Annotated in this window: 18 protein-coding genes; 7 read left to right on the top strand and 11 right to left on the bottom strand. The window is 64.4% G+C overall.

The features are described from left to right. Positions 1-7: 7 nt before the first annotated feature. From OEJ36_RS18460 to yaaA, 8 genes are all read right to left on the bottom strand, one after another. Positions 8-1438 carry an alginate O-acetyltransferase gene (locus OEJ36_RS18460; protein WP_263402747.1) on the bottom strand — a complete coding sequence of 477 codons (1431 nt, stop codon included), beginning with the start codon at positions 1436-1438 and terminating at the stop codon, positions 8-10. A gap of 11 nt (positions 1439-1449) precedes the next feature. After that, the gene (gene algG, locus OEJ36_RS18465) at positions 1450-3009 is read right to left on the bottom strand and encodes a mannuronan 5-epimerase AlgG (protein ID WP_263402748.1); all 1560 of its coding nucleotides are present in this window, start codon (positions 3007-3009) and stop codon (positions 1450-1452) included. Positions 3010-3037: 28 nt separating this feature from the next. Further along, positions 3038-4489 carry an alginate export family protein gene (locus OEJ36_RS18470; RefSeq protein ID WP_263402749.1) on the bottom strand — a complete coding sequence of 484 codons (1452 nt, stop codon included), beginning with the start codon at positions 4487-4489 and terminating at the stop codon, positions 3038-3040. 10 nt (positions 4490-4499) lie between these two features. After that, complete coding sequence (algK, locus tag OEJ36_RS18475; RefSeq protein ID WP_263402765.1) at positions 4500-5849, bottom strand: alginate biosynthesis TPR repeat lipoprotein AlgK; 1350 nt, start codon at positions 5847-5849, stop codon at positions 4500-4502. Between the two features lie 40 nt (positions 5850-5889). Then, positions 5890-7059 (bottom strand): alginate biosynthesis protein Alg44, encoded by a 1170-nt coding sequence (locus OEJ36_RS18480; protein ID WP_263402750.1) that lies wholly within the window; start codon positions 7057-7059, stop codon positions 5890-5892. A 26-nt stretch (positions 7060-7085) separates the two neighbouring features. After that, positions 7086-8567 carry a mannuronan synthase gene (gene alg8 / locus OEJ36_RS18485; RefSeq protein WP_263402751.1) on the bottom strand — a complete coding sequence of 494 codons (1482 nt, stop codon included), beginning with the start codon at positions 8565-8567 and terminating at the stop codon, positions 7086-7088. Positions 8568-8681: 114 nt separating this feature from the next. Then, complete coding sequence (gene algD, locus OEJ36_RS18490; RefSeq protein WP_263402752.1) at positions 8682-9992, bottom strand: GDP-mannose 6-dehydrogenase; 1311 nt, start codon at positions 9990-9992, stop codon at positions 8682-8684. A gap of 747 nt (positions 9993-10739) precedes the next feature. Beyond that, positions 10740-11519, bottom strand: a complete 780-nt coding sequence (gene yaaA / locus OEJ36_RS18495) for a peroxide stress protein YaaA (RefSeq protein WP_263402753.1) — start codon at positions 11517-11519, stop codon at positions 10740-10742. 270 nt (positions 11520-11789) lie between these two features. On the opposite strand from yaaA, the gene OEJ36_RS18500 reads away from it, so the two are divergent. The 6 genes from OEJ36_RS18500 (at position 11790) to moaE (ending at position 17181) form a co-directional block, all read left to right on the top strand. Then, positions 11790-12974: a tetratricopeptide repeat protein gene (locus tag OEJ36_RS18500; protein ID WP_411861030.1), complete on the top strand. Its 1185-nt coding sequence runs from the start codon at positions 11790-11792 to the stop codon at positions 12972-12974. Positions 12975-13032: 58 nt separating this feature from the next. After that, positions 13033-14163, top strand: a complete 1131-nt coding sequence (locus tag OEJ36_RS18505; protein WP_263402754.1) for a polysaccharide deacetylase family protein — start codon at positions 13033-13035, stop codon at positions 14161-14163. 331 nt (positions 14164-14494) lie between these two features. Further along, positions 14495-15886 (top strand): PhoH family protein, encoded by a 1392-nt coding sequence (locus OEJ36_RS18510; protein ID WP_263402755.1) that lies wholly within the window; start codon positions 14495-14497, stop codon positions 15884-15886. 116 nt (positions 15887-16002) lie between these two features. Then, positions 16003-16473, top strand: coding sequence for a cyclic pyranopterin monophosphate synthase MoaC (gene moaC, locus OEJ36_RS18515; protein WP_021220897.1), 471 nt, complete (start codon positions 16003-16005; stop codon positions 16471-16473). Positions 16474-16475: 2 nt separating this feature from the next. Next, positions 16476-16724, top strand: coding sequence for a MoaD/ThiS family protein (locus OEJ36_RS18520; protein WP_263402756.1), 249 nt, complete (start codon positions 16476-16478; stop codon positions 16722-16724). A 1-nt stretch (position 16725) separates the two neighbouring features. Continuing rightward, positions 16726-17181, top strand: coding sequence for a molybdopterin synthase catalytic subunit MoaE (gene moaE, locus OEJ36_RS18525; protein ID WP_263402757.1), 456 nt, complete (start codon positions 16726-16728; stop codon positions 17179-17181). A gap of 6 nt (positions 17182-17187) precedes the next feature. On the opposite strand, the gene OEJ36_RS18530 is transcribed toward moaE, so the two are convergent. The 3 genes from OEJ36_RS18530 to OEJ36_RS18540 all read right to left on the bottom strand — a co-directional run bounded on the left by OEJ36_RS18530 (position 17188) and on the right by OEJ36_RS18540 (position 18088). Continuing rightward, a complete protein-coding gene (locus tag OEJ36_RS18530) occupies positions 17188-17610 on the bottom strand; it encodes a type II toxin-antitoxin system VapC family toxin (RefSeq protein WP_263402758.1) in 423 nt (140 codons plus the stop codon). Further along, a complete protein-coding gene (locus OEJ36_RS18535) occupies positions 17610-17861 on the bottom strand; it encodes a type II toxin-antitoxin system Phd/YefM family antitoxin (protein ID WP_263402759.1) in 252 nt (83 codons plus the stop codon). Before OEJ36_RS18535 ends, OEJ36_RS18530 begins: the two co-directional genes overlap by 1 nt. A 65-nt stretch (positions 17862-17926) precedes the next feature. Then, a complete protein-coding gene (locus OEJ36_RS18540; RefSeq protein WP_021220894.1) occupies positions 17927-18088 on the bottom strand; it encodes a hypothetical protein in 162 nt (53 codons plus the stop codon). 323 nt (positions 18089-18411) lie between these two features. On the opposite strand from OEJ36_RS18540, the gene OEJ36_RS18545 reads away from it, so the two are divergent. After that, positions 18412-19188 carry an ABC transporter substrate-binding protein gene (locus OEJ36_RS18545; RefSeq protein WP_263402760.1) on the top strand — a complete coding sequence of 259 codons (777 nt, stop codon included), beginning with the start codon at positions 18412-18414 and terminating at the stop codon, positions 19186-19188. Positions 19189-19498 lie beyond the last annotated feature (310 nt).

Here is a 19498-nt window from a genome sequence, read left to right on the forward strand (position 1 = left end):
TCCTTCCTCACTCGGCCTTGGCCGTGAGGGTGTTGCCACCGTTGCCGGGACGCTTGCACAGGGTCACGTCGACGCTGAGGTTTTCCGGCATCTGTTCGGGGCTGTGGATTTCCAGGGCGAGGACGTTGAGGTCCCGCCAATCGGCGTCGTTGCGCAGTTCGAAGGCATAGCGGCCGCCGGTATCGACGCGGTCGCTCTGTTCGATCTTGAAGTTTTCGCGGCGGCCGTTGAGGTACCAGATGGTCGCCTTGGATTCGTGCACGGACGGGTCGCTGAAGGTCAGGTCGACCTGGTAGTCGCCGCCACGGATGTCTTTCACCGCGCCGTTCTGGCCGTTGACGAAGACCTCGTTGGCGCCGGGCTTCATCTTCACCTTGTTGTGCATCACCGCCTTCTGGCCTTCGCAGCCGTTGTTCACCAGCGGCAGGGCCTGGCGGTAGAAGCTCTTCTGCGCCATGTCGTAGTGGGTGGCGAATTCCCAGACGATGATCTTCGGCGGGTTTTCGTGGAATTCCTTGCTGCTCATGTACTGCAGCAGGGCGCTGTCGAAGCCGCCGCCGCTGACCGCCATGTTGAGCACCTCGGCGCCGCTGTGCTGTTGCAGGAAGCCGCCGAAGTTGTAGGCCGGGCCGCTGTTACTGGTGCCCACCAGGACGATCTGCGGGTTCGACTCGTCGCCGAACAGGCTGTCGCCGCCCTCGTCGCCCGAGGCTTCGGTCTCGTAGCGGTCTACGTACTGGGTGGCGTAGGTGGTGCCGCACAGTTGGCCGGCGGTCTTGTGCAGGGTGCCGGCCTTGGGCAGCAGGCCGACGACCTTGCTGGAGAATTCCTTCTTGGGAATGTCGGCGAAACCGGGCATTTCCTTCAGCGTCTCGGCCACCAGCTTGGCGGTGCGGTCGGCGCCGGCCGGGGTCCAGTGGTGGTCGGCCTTGAAGTAGTAGTCGGTGTCCACGCCCTGCTCGTCGAACAGCGGCGAGAGGTCGGTGACCCAGATGCCGGTCTTGCGGAAGTCCTCCACGGTTTTCATGAAGTTCTTCTTCGCCAGGTCGTAGTCGTAGCGGGCCTTCTCTTCTTCGGTGAGCTTCTCGCGGTTGATCAGCCCGCGGGTGGGTTGGTAGACCACCATCAGCTCGATGCCCTTGGCCTTGAGCGCGTCGCGCAGGCGCTTGAACTCGCTGTAGCCGTAGGGGGTGGTGCCGAAGTCGGTGCGCAGGTCGTTGCGGGAGCGGAACAGCCAGTCGTCCTTGGCCTGCACCAGGGCGGTGAAGAAGCTCAGGTACTTGGTGTTGTAGGTGTTCGGGTTCTGCGCCGTGGCGCACAGCGGACCGGTGCGCTGCACGCTGTACTGCGGTTCGGCCGCCTGGACGGTGTGGGCGCTGGCCAGCAGGGCAGCGGCCAGGGCGGTAGGGGCGAACCAACGGGTGGTGTTCTTGTGCATGATCTGTTGCCTCAATCCTGGAGTTCGGCCTGGCTTTCGACGGGGTCGATGAGCACCGCTTTCTTGCGGCGCACCATGAGGTCGAGGATTTCGTCCTGTTTTTCACCGAGCACGCCGGCGAAGCTGATGCCGGTGGATTTGCTCGGGGCGAGCATTTCCACGCGGTACAGCTCCACGGAGAGCGGCGAGTCGATGGACAGCGGGCTGGAGCCGTTACCGGCGAGCTTGCCGCCGACCACGATCATCGAGACCTTGGTGTCGAAGGGGTCGAGCTCGATGTCGCGGTCGGTGTCGGACAGGTCCTTGATGTGCCCGTACACGCCGGTCAGCCCGTTGGCGATGGCGAGGTTTTCGTACAGGCGGATGTTCACGCTGTTGCGCAGGCGGATGCCGTGGCGCTGGTTGTTGACGATCTTGTTGCCCCACAACAGGTTGTTGGAGCTCTCGTACAGGGTGATGCCGTCGGCATGGTTCTGGTAGACCTCGTTGTAGGCCACCAGGTTGTTCACCGAGTTACGGTCGATGACGATGCCCGAGAGCTTGTTGTCGTAGGTCTTGTTGTTGATGATCCAGCTGTCGTCCACCTCGCGGGAGATGATGATCCCGTGCTTCTTCTTGGTCCCGTAGACGGTGTTCTCGGCGATGATCAGGCCGTGGGAACGGTCGTGGGGGTCGATGCCGTAGACGATGTTGTCGCGGTAGGTGTTGCCCTTGATCACCACGTCGCGGGCCTCGTAGCAGTAGAAGCCGTACCAGTGGTCGACGAACTCCGAATCCACCAGCCAGCCGGTGGGCTCGGGGCGCTTGAGGCGCTCGTGCATGCCGGGGGTGTACTGGGTGATGGAGACGCCGTAGGACTTGGAGTTGTTGTAGCCGAGGCTGGTGACGGTGCTGCCGACGATGTACAGCTCGCTGCCGCCCCAGGAGACGAGGAAGGGGCGGAATTCATCGGGCGTGCGGAAGGTGGCCGGGCCCTTGTCCTGCTCGCGCCAGGCGGTGAGCTTGGTGCCGGTGATGAACAGCTTGCCGTCGTTGACCAGGAACGCGCCGCGCTCCTGGGAGAGGCGGAAGTCCTTGGTGTCCTTGCCGATCTCGAGGTTGGCGTCCTGAGCCACCACCACGGGCAGGCGGGCCAGGTAGACGCCCGGCTCGGTCTCGCTGAACTGGGTGTCGGGCAGGGCCTTGGCGATGTCGGCGGGGGTGACGTGGCCACCCTCGATGAAGATCGCCTGGGGCATGCCGCGCTGGCGGGTGACCCATTCACGCATGCGTTCGTTGCCGCCGATGAAGTCCTTCAGGGCGTCCTGCTGCAGCATGCGCCGCACCACGACCTTGCCCTGTTTCGAGCGGTCGATCTTGGCGTCCACCGCTTGCGCGGTGTAGCCGGAGAGGTCGGGCAGCTTGGGCGCTTCCAGGTGCAACTGGTCCACCGGCGCGCTGGTGACGGTGTAGTTCTTGGTTTCCTTGAGTTCCTTGGTCGGTTCGGCGGCCTGGACCCAGGGCGCTGCGATGAGCAGCGCGCCAAGCACCACACCGCTGAGCGGCAGGGGGGTTCCGATGGGGTTTCTCATGGCTGTTCTCCCTTCGCGCATGGCTGCCTCAGAAGCGCCAGATGAAGTCGACGAAGGCGCGGTGCATCAGCGAGTCGGTGCCGCTGCCATAGGCATCGCCCGGCTTGAACACGCCGCCACGGAAGCGCACCAGTGCGGAGGCGTCGTCCATGTGCTCGGCCATCGAGGCCGGCAGCAGGCCCTGCTTGAAGTACTTGGTGACGACGAAGTCGAGCTCCTGGCCGACGTCTTTTTCGCCGTCCTCCAGCGGGGCGATGATCCCGGCCTGGCCGACGTCCTGGTTGTCGTCGATACGCCAGAAGCGGTGGTAGACGACGCTGGCGTCATAGTCCTCGCGCAGCTGCCAGGAGGCGAAGGCGGTGCCCACCTGGAGGTTGCTCAGCTCGCCGCGGAAGGCTTCGCCGAAGCGGTGCATGCGCGAGTTGGTGCCGGTGAAGTTGGAGCGGTTGCTTTCCATGCCGGTCTGGCGGAACTGCTCGGAGCTGTCGTCGTCACCGCCGCCGCTGCCACGGGCGTAGGCGCCACCGACCTTCCACTGGTCGTCGATGTTCCAGCGCAGGCCGAGGTCCAGCGCCCAGGCGTCGACGTCGACGTTGCGCGAACCGTTGGCGACGCTGTCGTTGCCGACCACGGTCTGGTTCAGCTCATCGATGTCGCCGGTCAGCCAGGTGGCCTGGGCCCAGTAGTTGATGGGCTCGGGGGAGCGGCGGTCGAAGAAGCCGTTGTCGGCGTTGATGCCGAGCCAGGTCAGGTCGCCGGTGTAGCGCTTGTCCAGCGGGTCCACCACTTCGCCGTTGTCGGGCAGGCTGCCGTTGTCGCGGCTGTGGTGGAGCTTGAGGCCGACCCAGTGGTTGGGCATCCATTGGGTGGCGACGTCACCGAAGATGTGCTGGCGGTCCTTGTCTTCGGGGGCCAGTTCGTCGATGTCGGTGCGGTATTCGCTGAAGCGCTCGGCGACGCCGACGTTGGCGGTGAGCAGGGTGGTGTCGAAGGTCCAGCGCAGGGCTTCGATGTTGGTGTCCCACCAGGTGCCTTCGTCGCTGCGCACGCGCTGGCGACCGAAGCGCAGGTGCTCGCCCGGGTAGGCGGTGAGGCCGGCGTAGTCGACCCAGAACTCGCGCAGGGCGAGGTAGCTCTTGTCTGGTTCGCGGCCGTCGTTGTTCTGGCTGGACTCGCTGTCGATGTCGCTGGACTCGAGGGTATCGGTCTCGACGATGTCGGTGGCGGTCACCGCCTGGCCCATGGCGAAGGCGCTCCACTCACCGCGCTGGCCATAGACCCAGGGACGCAGGTCGAGACCGATGCCGTTGACGTCGCCGCCCTTCTGGGTGCCGAGGTCGCGGTCGTCTTCCGATTGCGCGGTGACCTTGATGTCGAGGCCGAAGTTCTTGTCGCTCATCTGCACGGCGAAGGCGCTGCTCGCGGTGATCAGCGTGATGCCCAGGCCCAGGCTTGCATTCGTCCAGAGATTGAATTTCATATCGATTCCTTCAAGGGGTCTGCATGGCTTGCATCTGTGCGGCGTCTTGCAGTGCGGTGCCTCTCAGCTGGCGCTCTTCGCGCAGCAGCTGCTCGGCCCGCGCACGCTCTGCAGGCTGCAGTTGTTGTTCCACCGCCTGGGCCAGCTCGGTGGCCTGGGGTGTGTTCTTGGGGAGCGCCAGCTGGCTGAAGACGTAGGCGTTGACCAGGTTCGGGGTGATGCCCTTGCCCTGGGCGAACATCTGCCCGAGGGCGAAGTCGGCGTTGATCTGGCCGTTGCGCGCGGCGTTGAGCAGGTAGTCCAGTGCCTTGTCGGGGTAGATGTCGCCCAGGTAGCCACGGATGTAGATCTGCCCCAGCAGGTAGTTGGCGCTGGGTTCGGTGGCGGAGGCCTTCATCAGGTGCTCCTCGGCCTTCTTCGGGTCCTGCGGGAGCAGCTTGCCTTCGTAGTAGAGGCGGCCCAGCAGCAGCTCGGCGCGCGGTTGCGCGGCTTCGCGGCCGTGGTCGAGGTACTCCATCATCTTGTCGATGTCGCCCAGGCCCGGGTATTCGTAGAGCAGCTTGGCCAGGCTGACCCAGGCGGCGGGGTAGGCCGGGGCGATCTCTTCGAGCATCTCCTGGGCCTTGCCTTCGTCGGGCTTGCCGCCCAGTTCGGCGTCGGCCAGCACCTGGGCCACCGAGTCCACGCGCTGGGCGGGGAGGGTGCCGGCGTGGTAGCCGTTCATCAGCTGGGCGACCAGGGCTTTCTGCTCCTCGGCCTTGTTCTGCTTCTGGTACACGGTGGCCAGCTCTACGTAGCAGACGTCGGCCTGGGCCAGGGTGCGCTTGCAGATCTCCTCGATCTCGCCCAGGTGCTGGTCGTAGGTGCCCTGGCTCCGATAGAAGAGGATCTGCGCCAGCTCGGCCTGGGGTTGGCCGTCGGCGCGCCACTGGGCGATGCGCTGCTGCACGTTCACGCCGGGGAAGTCCTGCGGGAAGGTGAGGTAGAGCATGACCAGGGGCAGCAGGCTGCTGGGCTCGCCGGCCTTGAAGGCTTCGTCCAGCAGCTTGGCCGCTTCCTGGCGCTCGGCGGGCGTGGCGTCGGGCTTGCGCGCCAGGAGCTTGCCGAGGCGGGCCTTGGCGCGGGGGGACTCGTCCATGGCCTGGCGGTAGATCTGCTCGGCCTTGCGCATCTGCTCCGGGTCACCGCTGTTGACCTGCAGGTCGGCCAGGCCGACCTGGGCACTGACGTAGCCCAGGTCCGCCAGCTGGCGGTAGTTGCGCTCGGCGGTGGCGGTGTCGCCACGCTTGAGCGCCTCGTTGGCCAGGCGTTGGTCGGGCAGGCCGGCACAGCCGGCCAGCGCGACCGCGGCGCCGAGCATCAGGTAACGCGAGGGGAATGTCGCCACGTGGTCTCCCTCCTTAGAAGCCGGCGGCCAGGGCGCGGTCGACCATCCAGTCGAACGAGGGGCCGCGGTCGATGCTGACCTCGACCGGCTGGCCGGCGAGCTTGCTGTCCAGGGTCTGGTCGGGCTGGATGACCACGCGGATGTCGGAGGACAGGCCGCTGTCGATCAGGCTGGTGCTGATGATCTTGCCGTGGCGCGGGCTGTCTTCACCGGCTACCTGGAAGGTGACGCCGGCACCGGGCTTGGCCTGGGCGAAGTTGCGGTAGGGGAAGCGGGCGCTGACGGTGGCTTCGAAGTCCTGGGGCACCAACTCGAAGATCACGTCGCCCTTGCCGGCGAACTGGCCGTCGGCGACCAGCTGGCGCGCCACCTTGCAGTTGCAGGGGCTGGTGAGGGTGCCTTTCATCTGCTTGCCGAACAGCTCTTCGACGTTGGCCGGGGTGAGCTGGTCGTCGGTCAGGTGGCCCTTGAGCATCTCCAGCATGGTGGCGGAGAAGGAGGCGATGGGGGCGCCCTTGTCGACGTTGGTGCCTTCGCCGCCGATCAGGCTCTGCACGGTGCCTTCACGGGGCATGGTGACCTGCATGCTGGGCACCGCGACCATGCCGGATTCGGCGTGGGTGACGAAGTACAGGCTGTACATGGACTTGAAGATGAAGCCGAAGGCGGCGAGGCCGACGACGAACAGGCCGGCGCTGAAGGTGACGGCCTTGAGGCGGCCGAACATGCCCATGCCGCCACCGGCGCCGCCGTTCTTGCGGGGCTTGGTGAAGTTCTCGCGCTGCAGGGTGTTGAGCATGTCGCCGGCGCTGACCACTTCGCCCGAGAGGTGGGCGCTGATCAGGTAGCGCAGGGTGGCGATGTCACGCGGCTTGAGGCTGTGGAACTGGCAGCCGGCACGGCCGCTGTCCGGGTCCACGGCGCGCACCTGGAATTCGACGTCCAGGCCCAGGGTCAGGCTGTCCAGCTGGAACAGCATGCGGCCCTGGTGGTAGTCGCCGACCTGGGCGCGGTGCTTGGGGCTGGTCTGGAAGGAGAAGCCCCCGGCAGAGAGGTCGACCAGGCGGTGCTCGACCCGTTCGTTGTTGGCCAGGTAGCGGATCTTGGCCGGTATCTTGACCCGGGCGTGTTGGCGCTGGGCTTCGGATTCGTGCACCACATTGACGTTGACGGCTGTATTCATGGCTTGGATTTCCTATTCAAGTTCTGTCACACGAACGCCATCAGCGTGGCGACGAATACGCTGGTTGCGGTGAAAGTCATGGCGCGTGAGGACCAGGTGTTGAACCAGCGCGTAAAGCTGGCGAGATCACGGTTGAGCTTGGTGTTCTGGCGCGTCCACGACTGTTGGTCGAGGCGGAAGAAGACGTAGATCTTCACCAGGGCGCCGACGATCTGGTTGTAATAGAGGATCAGCGGGTAGGCCGGCCCTATGTGGTGCCCTGAAACGCTCAGCAGCAGGGTGAGGATGAAGCGGGTGAGACCGATCCACAGCAGGTACACGAGCAGGTAGGCGATGCTGTACTTGATGCTGGCGATGACCGCGACGGCCAGGCCCAGCAGGCAGGTCCACATCGATACGCGCTGGTCGCTGAGCACCAGGGTGGTGAACCAGCCCAGGCGGCTCGGCCCCAGGCGCAGGGCCCGGGAGTTCTGCCGCAGGTTGTTGCCGTACCAGCGGAACATCAGCTTGCGGCTGGCCTTGATGAAGCTCTTCTCCGGCGGGTGCTCGACGGTGTTGATCGCCGCGTCCGGCACGTAGAAGGTGTCGTAGCCCAGGCGCATCAGGCTGTACCAGCTGGACTTGTCGTCACCGGTGAGGAACTGGAAGCGACCCAGGCGCCAATGGTCCAGGTGGTCGCTTTCCACGTCGGCGATGAAGTCCGGGTCGGTCACCACCTTGGCGCGGAACACCGACATGCGCCCGGTCATGGTCAGCACCCGCTTGGAGAGCGCCATGGAGCACATGTTGATGTGGCGCTGGGCGAAGCGCAGCTTGTGCCACTCGGCCATGATGTAGCTGCCCCGCACCTCGCAGAACTCGTTGGTGGTGAGGCCGCCGACATTGGGGAAGAGCTTGAACCAGGGCACGGTCTTGTTCACCACGCCTTCGGCCAGCACGGTGTCGCCGTCCACGACCGCGACCACGGCGTTCTCGTCCGGCAGCTGGCGGGAGATGGCGCGGAAGCCATAGGCCAGGCCGTCGCGCTTGCCGGTGCCGGGGATGCGCACGAAGTCGAGGGCGACGTGGGCGGGCGGGTTCATCTTTTCCCACAGGCCCTTGACCAGCAGCTCATCGGACAGCTCGACGATGGAGCAGACCACGGTGGTGGGGTAGCCGCAGCTGATCGCTTCCTGGATCACCGAGCGGTAGACCATCGCGGTGGTCAGGGCGTCGATGCGGAAGCTGGTCACCAGCAGGAATACATGGGACGGGTCGGCCGCCTTGCCCAGCTTGCGAACCTTGCGCCGGTAGTGCGGGTAGACCACATAAAGGAACAGCATGCCGCGAATGAAGTGCAGGCCGCCCATGGAGTAGCGCCAGATGCCGACCAGACCGATCAGCAGCAGGAAATGCTTGGAGTCGGGGTCGAAGACCGACTTGGGCAAGGCCAGTGCGAGCAGCATCAGGCCCGTCAGGTAGAAAAGCCAACCCGCCGCCTCGTTGAGGCTTAGCTTGAGCTTGTCCATACGTTTATCCATTCCGTCGTTGGCGCCGGACAAACCTCGGGCGTGGGCGCGGCTTCTTGTTGTTCGCCGACCCGAGGTTCATCACTGCGTTGCGCTTAGAAGCTGGCGTCCGGCTTACCAGCAGATGCCTTCGGCGTGAGCATTGGAGGCCTGGGGCATGAAGCCCACGAGGTCGATCACGTGCTTGCCTTCCGGCGTCCGTTGCGCCAGCGGAGCGAAGAGCTCGTCGCGGTTGCCGAGGACGATGACGTCGGCATCGCCGACCACGCCGTCGAAGTCGCTGTCGAGCAGGGAGGACACATGGGGAATCTTCGATTCGATGTAGTCCTTGTTGGCGCCGTGGACGCGGGCGTATTCGACGTTGCGGTCGTAGATGCGCAGGTCGAAGCCCTTGCCGATCAGCATCTCGGCCAGTTCCACCAGGGGGCTTTCACGCAGGTCGTCGGTGCCGGCCTTGAAGGACAGGCCGAGCAGGGCGACCTTGCGTTTCTCCTGGGCGGCGATGATGTCGAAGGCCTTCTGTACCTGGGCGGCATTGCTGCGCATCAGCGAGCCGATCAGCGGGGCTTCGACGTCCAGCGAGCTGGCGCGGTAGTTGAGGGCGCGCACGTCCTTGGGCAGGCAGGAGCCGCCGAAGGCGAAGCCGGGGCGCATGTAGTACTTGGAGAGGTTGAGCTTGTGGTCCTGGCAGATCACGTCCATCACTTCGCGACCATCGACGCCCACCGCCTTGGCGATGTTGCCGATCTCGTTGGCGAAGGTGACCTTGGCGGCGTGCCAGACGTTGCAGGTGTACTTGATCATCTCGGCGACCTGGACTTCCTTGCGGATGATCGGTGCGTCGAGTTCGCGGTACAGGGTTTCCAGCAGGTCGCCTGAGGCCTTGTCCAGTTCGCCGATGACGGTCATGGGCGGGAAGTCGTAGTCCTTGATCGCGGTGCTTTCGCGGAGGAACTCGGGGTTCACTGCAACGCCGAAGTCGTCACCGGCCTTCTTGCCGGAGCAGTCTTCGATGATCGGGATCACCACGTTCATCACGGTGCCCGGCAGCACGGTGCTGCGTACGACCACGGTGTGGCGCTCGGACTTGTCACGCAGGGCGAAGCCGATTTCGCGGCACACGCCTTCGATGTAATCCAGTTCCAGGTCGCCGTTCTTCTTGCTCGGGGTGCCGACGCAGATGAAGGAGACTTCGGTGTCACGCACGGCCGCGGCGACATCGGTGGTGCCGCGCAGGCGACCGGTCTTCAGACCTTGCTGCAGGAGCTCTTCGAGCCCGGGTTCGACGATGGGGGATTTACCGTTGTTGATCAGGTCGATCTTGGTGGTGGAGACGTCTACACCGACAACTTCATGACCACGAGCCGACAGGCAACCGGCACATACTGCACCGACGTAGCCCAAACCAAAGATGCTGATACGCATCGCATTCACCTCATCCATTTAGCACGCTGTTAATTGCGTGGCATAATCGCCACTTCCGTTTTGCAGCCATTACTTCAAAGAGTAATTTCGCTGCGTGCAGGCATGATCAATACCTGGCACCGAAACTTCGGGTACCTGAAGCGGAGCCTGTAACCACGCTGGCTCCAAGGAGTTCCTGGACTGATTGCCTTACAGGCTCTGGTCCTTAGGTTCTTGTCAGTCGATCCTGTTTCTACCCTCTCCTCGATTCGGCTTACTTTCGTTTCTGGCGCATTACTTCCCCCTCGGAGCATTCCGATAGGTGGGGGCAGTTTGGAATCACGCTGAAATAATGCGTGAAGAAATAAGTGTCGGGGTTATGAGTGTTCGGGTTTTCGGATAGTTCCTACCGTTCGTCATCAATTTGCGTTGTTGAAATTAATCGACTACGGCCATTTGTAATTGCACCTTGATGGCAAATTACGGGTGTTTCAATGCACTGAAAAAGTTCCCAGTTGGAAAGTTCTGCAAGCGCAACGGCAGCTCGCTATGGCCCGAGCTAGAGCCTGTGCAGGGTTTACGAAGTTGTGCGGAAGTTCCCTGGCGAGTTGCAAGGGGGTTGGAACCTTAGTTCCAGGGGCGATTAAAAGTGATGGCACGGGGCCGGTGCGCTGAAGCGGCGGGGAGAAGAAAGTCTAGCCGGTTGGACGACTCCTGGAGGAATCGCCCAACCAATGGCAGGTTGTGGCGGGAAACGGGGCGGGAGAATCAGTCCTGCGGGGTGTCGCGGAGGAACACCAGCTTGTCTGCCGAGGAGGCTTCGGCGTTGTAGCGGTAGCCCTGGTAGTCGAAGTCCTTGAGGCCCTTGGGGTCGGTCAGGCGTTCCTTGATCACGTAGCGGGCCATGAGGCCACGGGCTTTCTTGGCGTAGAAGCTGATGATCTTGTACTGGCCGTTCTTCAGGTCCTTGAATTCGGTGTCGATGATGCGGGCGTTGAGGGCCTTGCGCTTCACCGAGCTGAAGTATTCGTTGGAGGCGAGGTTGAGCAGGATGTCGTCGCCCTGTTCGGCCAGGGCTTCGTTGAGCCAGCCGCTGATGCGCTCGCCCCAGAAGGCGTAGAGGTCCTTGCCGCGGGCGTTGGCCAGCTTGGTGCCCATCTCCAGGCGATAGGGCTGCATCAGGTCCAGCGGGCGCAGCAGGCCGTAGAGGCCGGAGAGCATGCGCAGGTGGCGCTGGGCGAAGTCGAAGTCGGCCTCGGCGAAGCTCTCGGCATCGAGGCCGGTGTAGACGTCGCCCTTGAAGGCGAGCAGGGCCTGCTTGGCGTTCGCCGGGGTGAACTCCGGGTGCCAGCTGCCGTAGCGCGCGGCATTGAGGCCGGCGAGCTTGTCGGACAGGTGCATCAGCTCGGCGATCTCGTTCGGTGCCAGGGTGCGCAGTTGCTGGATCAGCTCCTGGGCGTGGTCCAGGTGCTGGGGCTGGGTGTGGCGCGGAGTCACCGGCGGGGTTTCGTAGTCCAGGGTCTTGGCGGGGGAAATCACCAGCAGCATGAGTCGTCTCCTTCGGGAATGCGGCGATTCTAGGGATTTGCGCCGTTGGGCTCCACCTATGGGGACGATTGACGTTGTCAGGTGTCGCCCGGGCGGGCAGGGGGCCTGCCCCGCGAACGCCTTCTATATAGGGCTTCAGCCCACCGCTGCCGGAGCGATTCCCTCGCCCGGTTGCCACACATCACATTCGGCGCCCGGGGCGTTGCGCTATAGTGCGACGCCCGGCGCATCCGCCGGCCCCATCTCATCCACTTTGACAAGGAGGTCGTAGTGAAGACCCTCTCGCGTATCGCCCTATCCCTGCTGTTGGGTTCCAGCGCCGCCCTGGCCCAGGCCGAACAGCTGCCCATCGAAGTGCTCAGCGCCGTGGTCAAGGACCAGAAGATCGCGGGTGCCGACGTGCTGGTGCAGAAGAACGGCGCGCAGACCGCCGCCGGCAAGACCAACGCCCAGGGCCAGGTGACCCTGGACAGTGCCTTCGCCGATGACGCCGACGCGCTGCTGATCATCAAGAAGGACGGCTACTCCAACCTGGTCGCCAAGTGCCCGTGCAAGGGCATGACCTACGCGGTGAGCCCGGTGATGCAGGACCTGGACGGCATGCGCGTGGTGCTGAGCTGGGGCGAGACCCCGGCGGACCTGGATTCGCACATCGCCTTCCCCGGCAACCACATCTATTTCGACGCCAAGGAAGGCACCGATGCCGACCTCGACGTGGACGACACCGACAGCTTCGGCCCGGAAACCATCACCCTGCACAAGAAGCGCTTCGGCGAGACCTACGTGTACGCGGTGCATGACTTCACCAATATCAACAACCCGTCCTCCAAGGCGCTGTCCCTCAGCCAGGCCAAGGTCTTCGTCTATGTCGGCCAGTCCCTGGTGCGCACCTACTACGTGCCGACCAACCAGCGCGGCAACCTATGGAAGGTGTTCCGCCTCTCCGGCAACGGCGACTTCCAGGACATCAACACTCTCGAAGGCAGCAAGGCCCAGGACGCCAACTACGTGCTCGGCGACATCGAGCCGCTGCTGGGCAATGGCCAGGACGTGGCCGCCCAGGCCGTGACCCAGGCCGCCCAGGGCGATGCCAAGGCACTGAACAAGCAGGGCGAGGCGGCGTACCACGACGGCAAGCTGGACCAGGCCATCGACCTCTACCGCCAGGCCATCGAGCTCAATGCCAACTTCGGCCAGGCGTACAGCAACCTCGGCCTGGCCTACCAGAAGGCCGGCCGTACCGCCGAGGCGATCTGGGCCAACCGCAAGGCCATCGCCCTGGCCAGCGGCGCCAATGCCGCCACCGTGCGCGCGAGCTCCTACTACAACATCGCGCGCATCTATGAAGAGGCCGAGCAGTTCGACGACGCCCTGCGCCATTACCACCTGGCCAAGGAACAGAAGGCGAACCCGGTGTACGACAAGGCGATCCAACGGGTTCAGGACCGCCACTGATCCACTATCGGTAACCAGCGCGCCCTTCGGGGCGCGTTTTTCATTGGAGTACGCATTCATGTTCAGAGCCATTTCCCTGGGGCTCGTCCTGGCCTTTGGTGCCGGCATGGCCCAGGCCGCCGGCCCCCGTGCGGTCGCCTTGCTGGACCGCAGCACCTGGCCCGCCGCGCTGGACAGCCCGGCACGTTTCGATGACGCCTCGCGGGCGGAGATACTGGTGTTCGCCCAGGCCCTGCTGCAGAGCGAGACGCTGGATGCCGGCGCCTGGCAGCAGCGCCTGGACCTCAAGGCGGCCAACCTCGATGGCATCGAGACCACGCGCAAGCACTTCTGGGCGCGCCTTGTGGATAACTACCGCCTGGCCAGCCAGGGCTGCACCGCCAGCAGCCCCTTCTGCCCGCCGGCGACCGACGAGGCCACGCTGCGCGAGCAGGCGAAGCGCTTCGATGTGGCGCCGGATTCACCCTTCTTCGCCTGGGTCGAGGCGAGCCGGCGTTTCCACCAGGTCTACCTGGACGAAGAAATGCGCCTGGCGGCGCTGTTCCCCCGGGTCAGCAGCGAGATCGGAATGTTCTCCGCCCAGGAGCGCAACGGTGAGGAACTGGCGGACCGCCACTTCCTCCTGACCTTCGACGACGGCCCCACGCCGGTGAGTGGCCACAGTGATCGGCTGACCCCCTGGCTGCGGGCCAATGGCGTCAACGGCACCTTCTTCGTCCTCGGCCAAAGCCTGCAGGCGCGCTTGCAGAAGACCTCCGCCAAGGCCCTGGGCGAGCTGTATGCCGGGCAATGCGTGGCCTCCCATGGCTGGGAGCACAAATCCCACGCCACCTGGGAGCAGTGGCAGGACTCGGTCACCCGCGTGCAGGCGCTGCTGGGCAAGACGCTGCCGGACAACGCCGTGCCGCTGTTCCGCCCGCCCTATGGCCAGCGCAAGGCCGACAGCGCTGCCTTCTTCGCTGGACAGGGGTTGCAGGTGGCGCTGTGGAACATCGACTCCCAGGACTGGAATGCCCGGGTCAGTGGCGATGCGACCGGCCAGCGCGTGCTCAGCCTGATGCTGCTGTGGCGGCGCGGGGTGATTCTGTTCCACGACATCCACTCCAAGGCGCAGACGGCGGTGCCCTGGCTGCACGCACAGACGAGCGCTGCAGGGCTGACCTGGGAAGACTGTCGGAACTATCGCTAGGAAGGGCTGACCGGGCGGTCGGAATGCAGGAAGTGAAGCAGGAGGACTTTCGACTTTAGCGACGGCAAAGGATGACGCCAAGGGTTATTCGTCGCATGGAAAAAAAATGCTGCGACGGAAAAAAAGTTCTTATTCCTGTCATCCGTATTGGGTTATTAACGAATCAGACCGCCGAATCCTGAAGACAGGTGGCGGCCACCAGGCCCTCACCTGCGCTTCTCGGGCTCCCCTGGCGACCGGCATGACCCGGCCAGAAGGGGACGGTAGTCCTTCCTCGGCGGAGAGCCGTCATGGCATTCCGTCGCCCGGACCGACAAGAAGGTGACCGAGTATGGATGATCACGGACGCGCCCGCCCCACCGCTCCAACCCTCTACGCCCTCGATACGAACGTTCTGATCCACGATCCCAACGCCATCCTCAACTTCGAAGAACACCACGTGGCCATCCCCATGACCGTGCTGGAGGAACTCGACAAGCTGAAGACGGGCAAGCAAGGCGTAGCCGCCGAATGCCGCCAGGCGATTCGGCTGATCGACAAGATCCTGGGCGGTGCCACGCCCGAGCAGGTTGAGCACGGCGTACCTATCCAGCGGGAAAAGAGCGGCCCCTGCGGCTTTCTCTCGATACTCATGAGCAAGAGCGCAGCCCCCATCACCTGGCTGCCGGAAGACCTCAACGACAACAAGATCATCAATCAGTTGGTGGAGCTGAAGACCCGGCGCCCGGGCATGTCCGTGGTGCTGGTGACCAAGGACATCAACATGCGCCTGAAGGCGCGCGCCTGTGGCATCGACTCGGAGGACTACCACACCGACCAGCTGGTCGACGACGTTTCGCTGCTGTCCCGTGGCTACCACACCATGCAGGGCTCCTTCTGGGACCGCGTCAGCAAGGTGGAAACCCGCCAGGACCACGGCCGCGCCTGGCACCGCGTGCAACTCACCGACAATCTGCCGGCCGTCCACGTCAACGAGTTCATCGTCGACGAACAGGGCTTCGTCGGCTGGATCAAGGGCATCAAGGCCGATGAGCTGCTGATCCTCGACCTGCATCAGGAACCGTTGCTGCACCAGGAAGCCTGGGGCCTGCGCCCGCGCGACATCTACCAGGCCCTGGCGCTGTTCGCCTTGCTCGACCCGGACATCCACCTGGTCAACCTGTCGGGCGCGGCGGGTTCCGGCAAGACCATCCTGGCGCTGGCCGCGGCCATCGAGCAGACCATGGTCAGCAAGCGCTACCGGCGCATCATCGCCACCCGCAGCGTGCAGGGGCTGGATCAGGAGATCGGCTTCCTGCCCGGCACCGAGGCCGAGAAGATGGAGCCCTGGCTGGGCGCCATCACCGACAACCTCGAAGCCCTGCACATGGATGACGAGAGCACCCATGGCAGCGTCGACTACATCCTCAGCAAGGTGCCGTTGCAGTTCAAATCCCTCAACTACATCCGTGGGCGCAGCTTCCAGCAGAGCCTGATCCTGATCGACGAGTGCCAGAACCTCACGCCGCACCAGATGAAAACCATCATCACCCGTGCCGGCACCGGTTCGAAGGTGATCTGCCTGGGCAACCTGGCGCAGATCGACACCCCTTACCTGTCCGCTCCCAGCTCCGGCCTCACCTACCTCACCGAACGCTTCAAGGACTTCCCGCATGGTGTGCACATCACCCTGCAGGGCGTGCCGCGCTCGGTGCTGGCGGAGTACGCCGAAGCCCACATGTGACGAACGGCCGCCGGGCGGAGCGATCCGCCCGGCGAAAGCCCTTCGATAATCCGCGTATTTGTATACAATCTGCCCCCTGCGGACCACTTCATGGTGCCCGCCAGAGGAGCTAAGCAGTGCTGACCCATCTCGATTCCCAAGGCCGCGCCAACATGGTCGACGTCACCGAAAAAGCGGTGACTTCCCGTGAGGCAACGGCCGAAGCGCGGGTGCGCATGCGCCCGGAAACCCTTGCCATGATCCAGGCCGGTGGCCACCCCAAGGGCGACGTGTTCGCCGTGGCGCGCATCGCCGGCATCCAGGCGGCGAAGAAGACCTCCGACCTGATCCCCCTGTGCCACCCGCTGATGCTCACCAGCGTCAAGGTCGAGCTCGCCGCCGAAGGCGACGATACGGTGCACATCGTCGCCCGCTGCAAGCTGGCCGGGCAGACCGGGGTGGAAATGGAGGCGCTGACCGCCGCCAGCGTCGCCGCCCTGACCCTCTACGACATGTGCAAGGCGGTGGACCGCGGCATGACCATCGAAAGCGTACGCCTGCTGGAAAAGCTCGGCGGCAAGAGCGGCCATTACCAGGCCGGGGAGTGAAGATGATTCGCGTGCAGTATTTCGCCCGTTACCGTGAAGCGCTCGGCCTCGAAGGCGAGCAGCTTGCCTGGGACCCGGCGTTCGCGAAGCTGGATGACCTGCGCCGCCGCCTGCTGGCCCGTGGCGGCGTATGGGAAGTGCTCGACGAACAGAACCTGATGTGCGCCCGCAACCAGGAACTGTGCAGCCTCGACGAGGCGCTGGCAGACGGCGATGAAGTGGCCTTCTTCCCCACCGTGACCGGAGGCTGACATGGGCATTCGCGTACAGGCCACGGCCTTCGACCCCGGCACCGAACTGAACGCCCTGCATGCGGCCAACGTCGGCGTTGGCGCGGTGGTCGGCTTCGTCGGCTATGTGCGCGATTTCAATGAGGGCCAGGATGTTTCCGGGATGTTCCTCGAACACTACCCGGGGATGACCGAGAAGGCCCTGGAGAAGATCGCCGAGGAAGCCCGGCAGCGCTGGCCGCTGCTCAAGGTCGACATCCTCCACCGCATCGGCCGCCTGGAACCGGGCGAGCCGATCGTCTTCGTCGGCACCGCCAGCGCCCACCGCCAGGCAGCGTTCGACGCGTGCAACTTCATCATGGACTACCTCAAGACCCGCGCCCCCTTCTGGAAGAAGGAAGACACCGCCGAAGGCCCGCGCTGGGTCGAAGGTCGCTGCAGCGACCAGGCGGCGGCGCAGCGCTGGAAGGACGCCTGAGTCCTTTCAGCCCTGGCTCCAGGGGTTGATCAGGGGCACGCCCGTGCCTTCGAAATCCGCGATATTGCGTGTCACCACCGTGAGGCCATGGACCCGCGCAGTGGCGGCGATCAGCGCGTCCCGCTCGCTTTTCCGATCCGGTACATGCAGGCGCGCACAGGCCAGGGCGACAGCCGCGTCCACCGGCAGCACCCGTCCCGCGAAGCCCGGCAGCACCTGCTGGTTCAGCCAGGTACGCAGCAGTGCGCCCTGGGCGGCGTCCTTGCGTTCGATGGCCAGTACACCGGTTTCCAGTTCCATCAGGCTGATGGCCGAGAGGTAGAGCGCCGTGGCGTTCACGGAGCCGGCCCAGGCGACCACGCCGGGGTCGGCGCGACCCTGGCGGGCCTTGCGCAGTTCGGAGACGACATTGGTGTCGAGCAGGAACATCAGTCGAGGTCCACCGGCTTGCCGTTGATCTCGGCACGGGGCGGTTCGAATTCGACTTCGGCCTCAGCGGGCATGGCCAGCAGCTCGACCATGCTCGCCTGGCTGCCGGCGAGGGATTGGTAGTCCTCGATGCTCAGCAGTACATGGGAAGGCTTGCCGCGATCGGTGATGAATACCGGGCCGGACAGGGCGGCCTTCTTGGCGCCGCTGGTGTCCTGGTTGAACTCGCGGCTGGAAAAGGTGGTGGGCATGGGATGGTCCTCCGAAGCGATGTAGTGAGGTTACTACATCGCTGGCGGAACACTGGCCTGGCTGTTCAGAGCTCGATGTACATCTTCAGCAGGATGGGCGCGAACATCGAGGCCGTGCCCAGGCCCGTGAGCCAGATGCCCCATTCCCGTTCGCGGTTGCTGAAGCCGATGCCGAGCAGGAGGAAGCCTGCGACCAGCAGGGCGATCATGATGTGCACATTGTCCATGCCGTTCTCCATTCCATCCGGGTCTCTGCTTGCAGACTAGCCGGCGCTTCGGCGCGTGGGGCTGACCTGGGTCATTCCACCGGGCCGGCCGGCTTTTGCGGCCCTGGAAATGAGGCGGACGGCAATTGACGATTTGTACGAATAAGTCCAGAGTGGACAAATAAGTACAAAACAGGGCCGCGTCCATGCATGCCAACCTTCGCCGAACACGGTCCATGCGCCTGCCGGAATCGCCCGGCTGCGTTTCTCTGCCCTCCATCAACGCTCACAAGAACCGGCCTGCCGCCCTGGCGGGTCCTGACATGCATCGCGGGAGTCGCACCATGAAGAAAATCGCACTGCTCGGCGGTATCGCCCTGAGCCTCGTGGCATCCAGCCTGTTCGCCGCCGACAAGCCCTTGCGCCTGGGCATCGAGGCGGCCTACCCGCCCTTCGCCTACAAGACCCCGGCGGGGCAGATCGAAGGCTTCGACTACGACATCGGCAATGCGCTGTGCGAGGAGATGAAGGTCAAGTGCCAGTGGATCGAGCAGGAGTTCGACGGCCTGATCCCTTCGCTGAAGGTGAAGAAGGTGGATGCGATCCTGTCCTCCATGACCATCACCGACGAGCGCCGCAAGTCGGTGGATTTCACCCACAAGTACTATTACAGCCCCGCGCGCCTGGCGATGAAGAAGGGCAGTGCCGTGAGCGAGGACTTCTCCCAGCTGGTGGGCAAGACCGTCGGCACCCAGCGCTCCACCACCACCGACCGTTTCGCCACCGAGGTGCTGGAACCCAAGGGCGTGAAGGTGGTGCGCTACAGCACCCAGAACGAGATCTACCTGGACCTGCTCTCCGGGCGCCTGGACGCGGTGCTCGCGGACGCCTTCCCGCTCAACGAGGGCTTCCTCAATACCGCCAACGGCAAGGACTACGAGTTCGTCGGCCCGGTACTGAAGGACCCGCAGTACTTCGGCGAGGGCGCCGGGATCGCCGTGCGCAAGGGCGATGCCGAGCTGCGTGACAAGCTGGACGCGGCCATCACCGCCCTGCGTACCAACGGCACCTACCAGAAGATCCAGGCGAAGTACTTCGATTTCGATATCTACGGGGATTGAGGGGGAGCGGGGCGGTGCGATGCGCCGCCCGGGTTCCTGCTGCGGTTTTCACCCGCCCTACAGGGATGCGGGGGGGTAGGTTGGCGCCGAGCGCAGCGAGGCCCAACGTTTGCCGGTGAACCCGATCGCGAATGAATTCGCTCCCACGGAGGGGGCTGGGCTCCGGTATTTGGGGGGGGGCGAATGAGTTGGCTCTGTGTGCGTTAAGTGTTGCTAGAGGAGTTGAGTCCAGCTGATTGCCGAGTTCTGGTGATGCTTCTGGTTTCGCCCACCCGGGCGAGTCCCTTTTTTCAGTCGCCAAAAAAGGAAC

This window comes from Pseudomonas sp. PDM13 (assembly GCF_025685765.1).
Lineage (GTDB): Bacteria > Pseudomonadota > Gammaproteobacteria > Pseudomonadales > Pseudomonadaceae > Metapseudomonas > Metapseudomonas solani.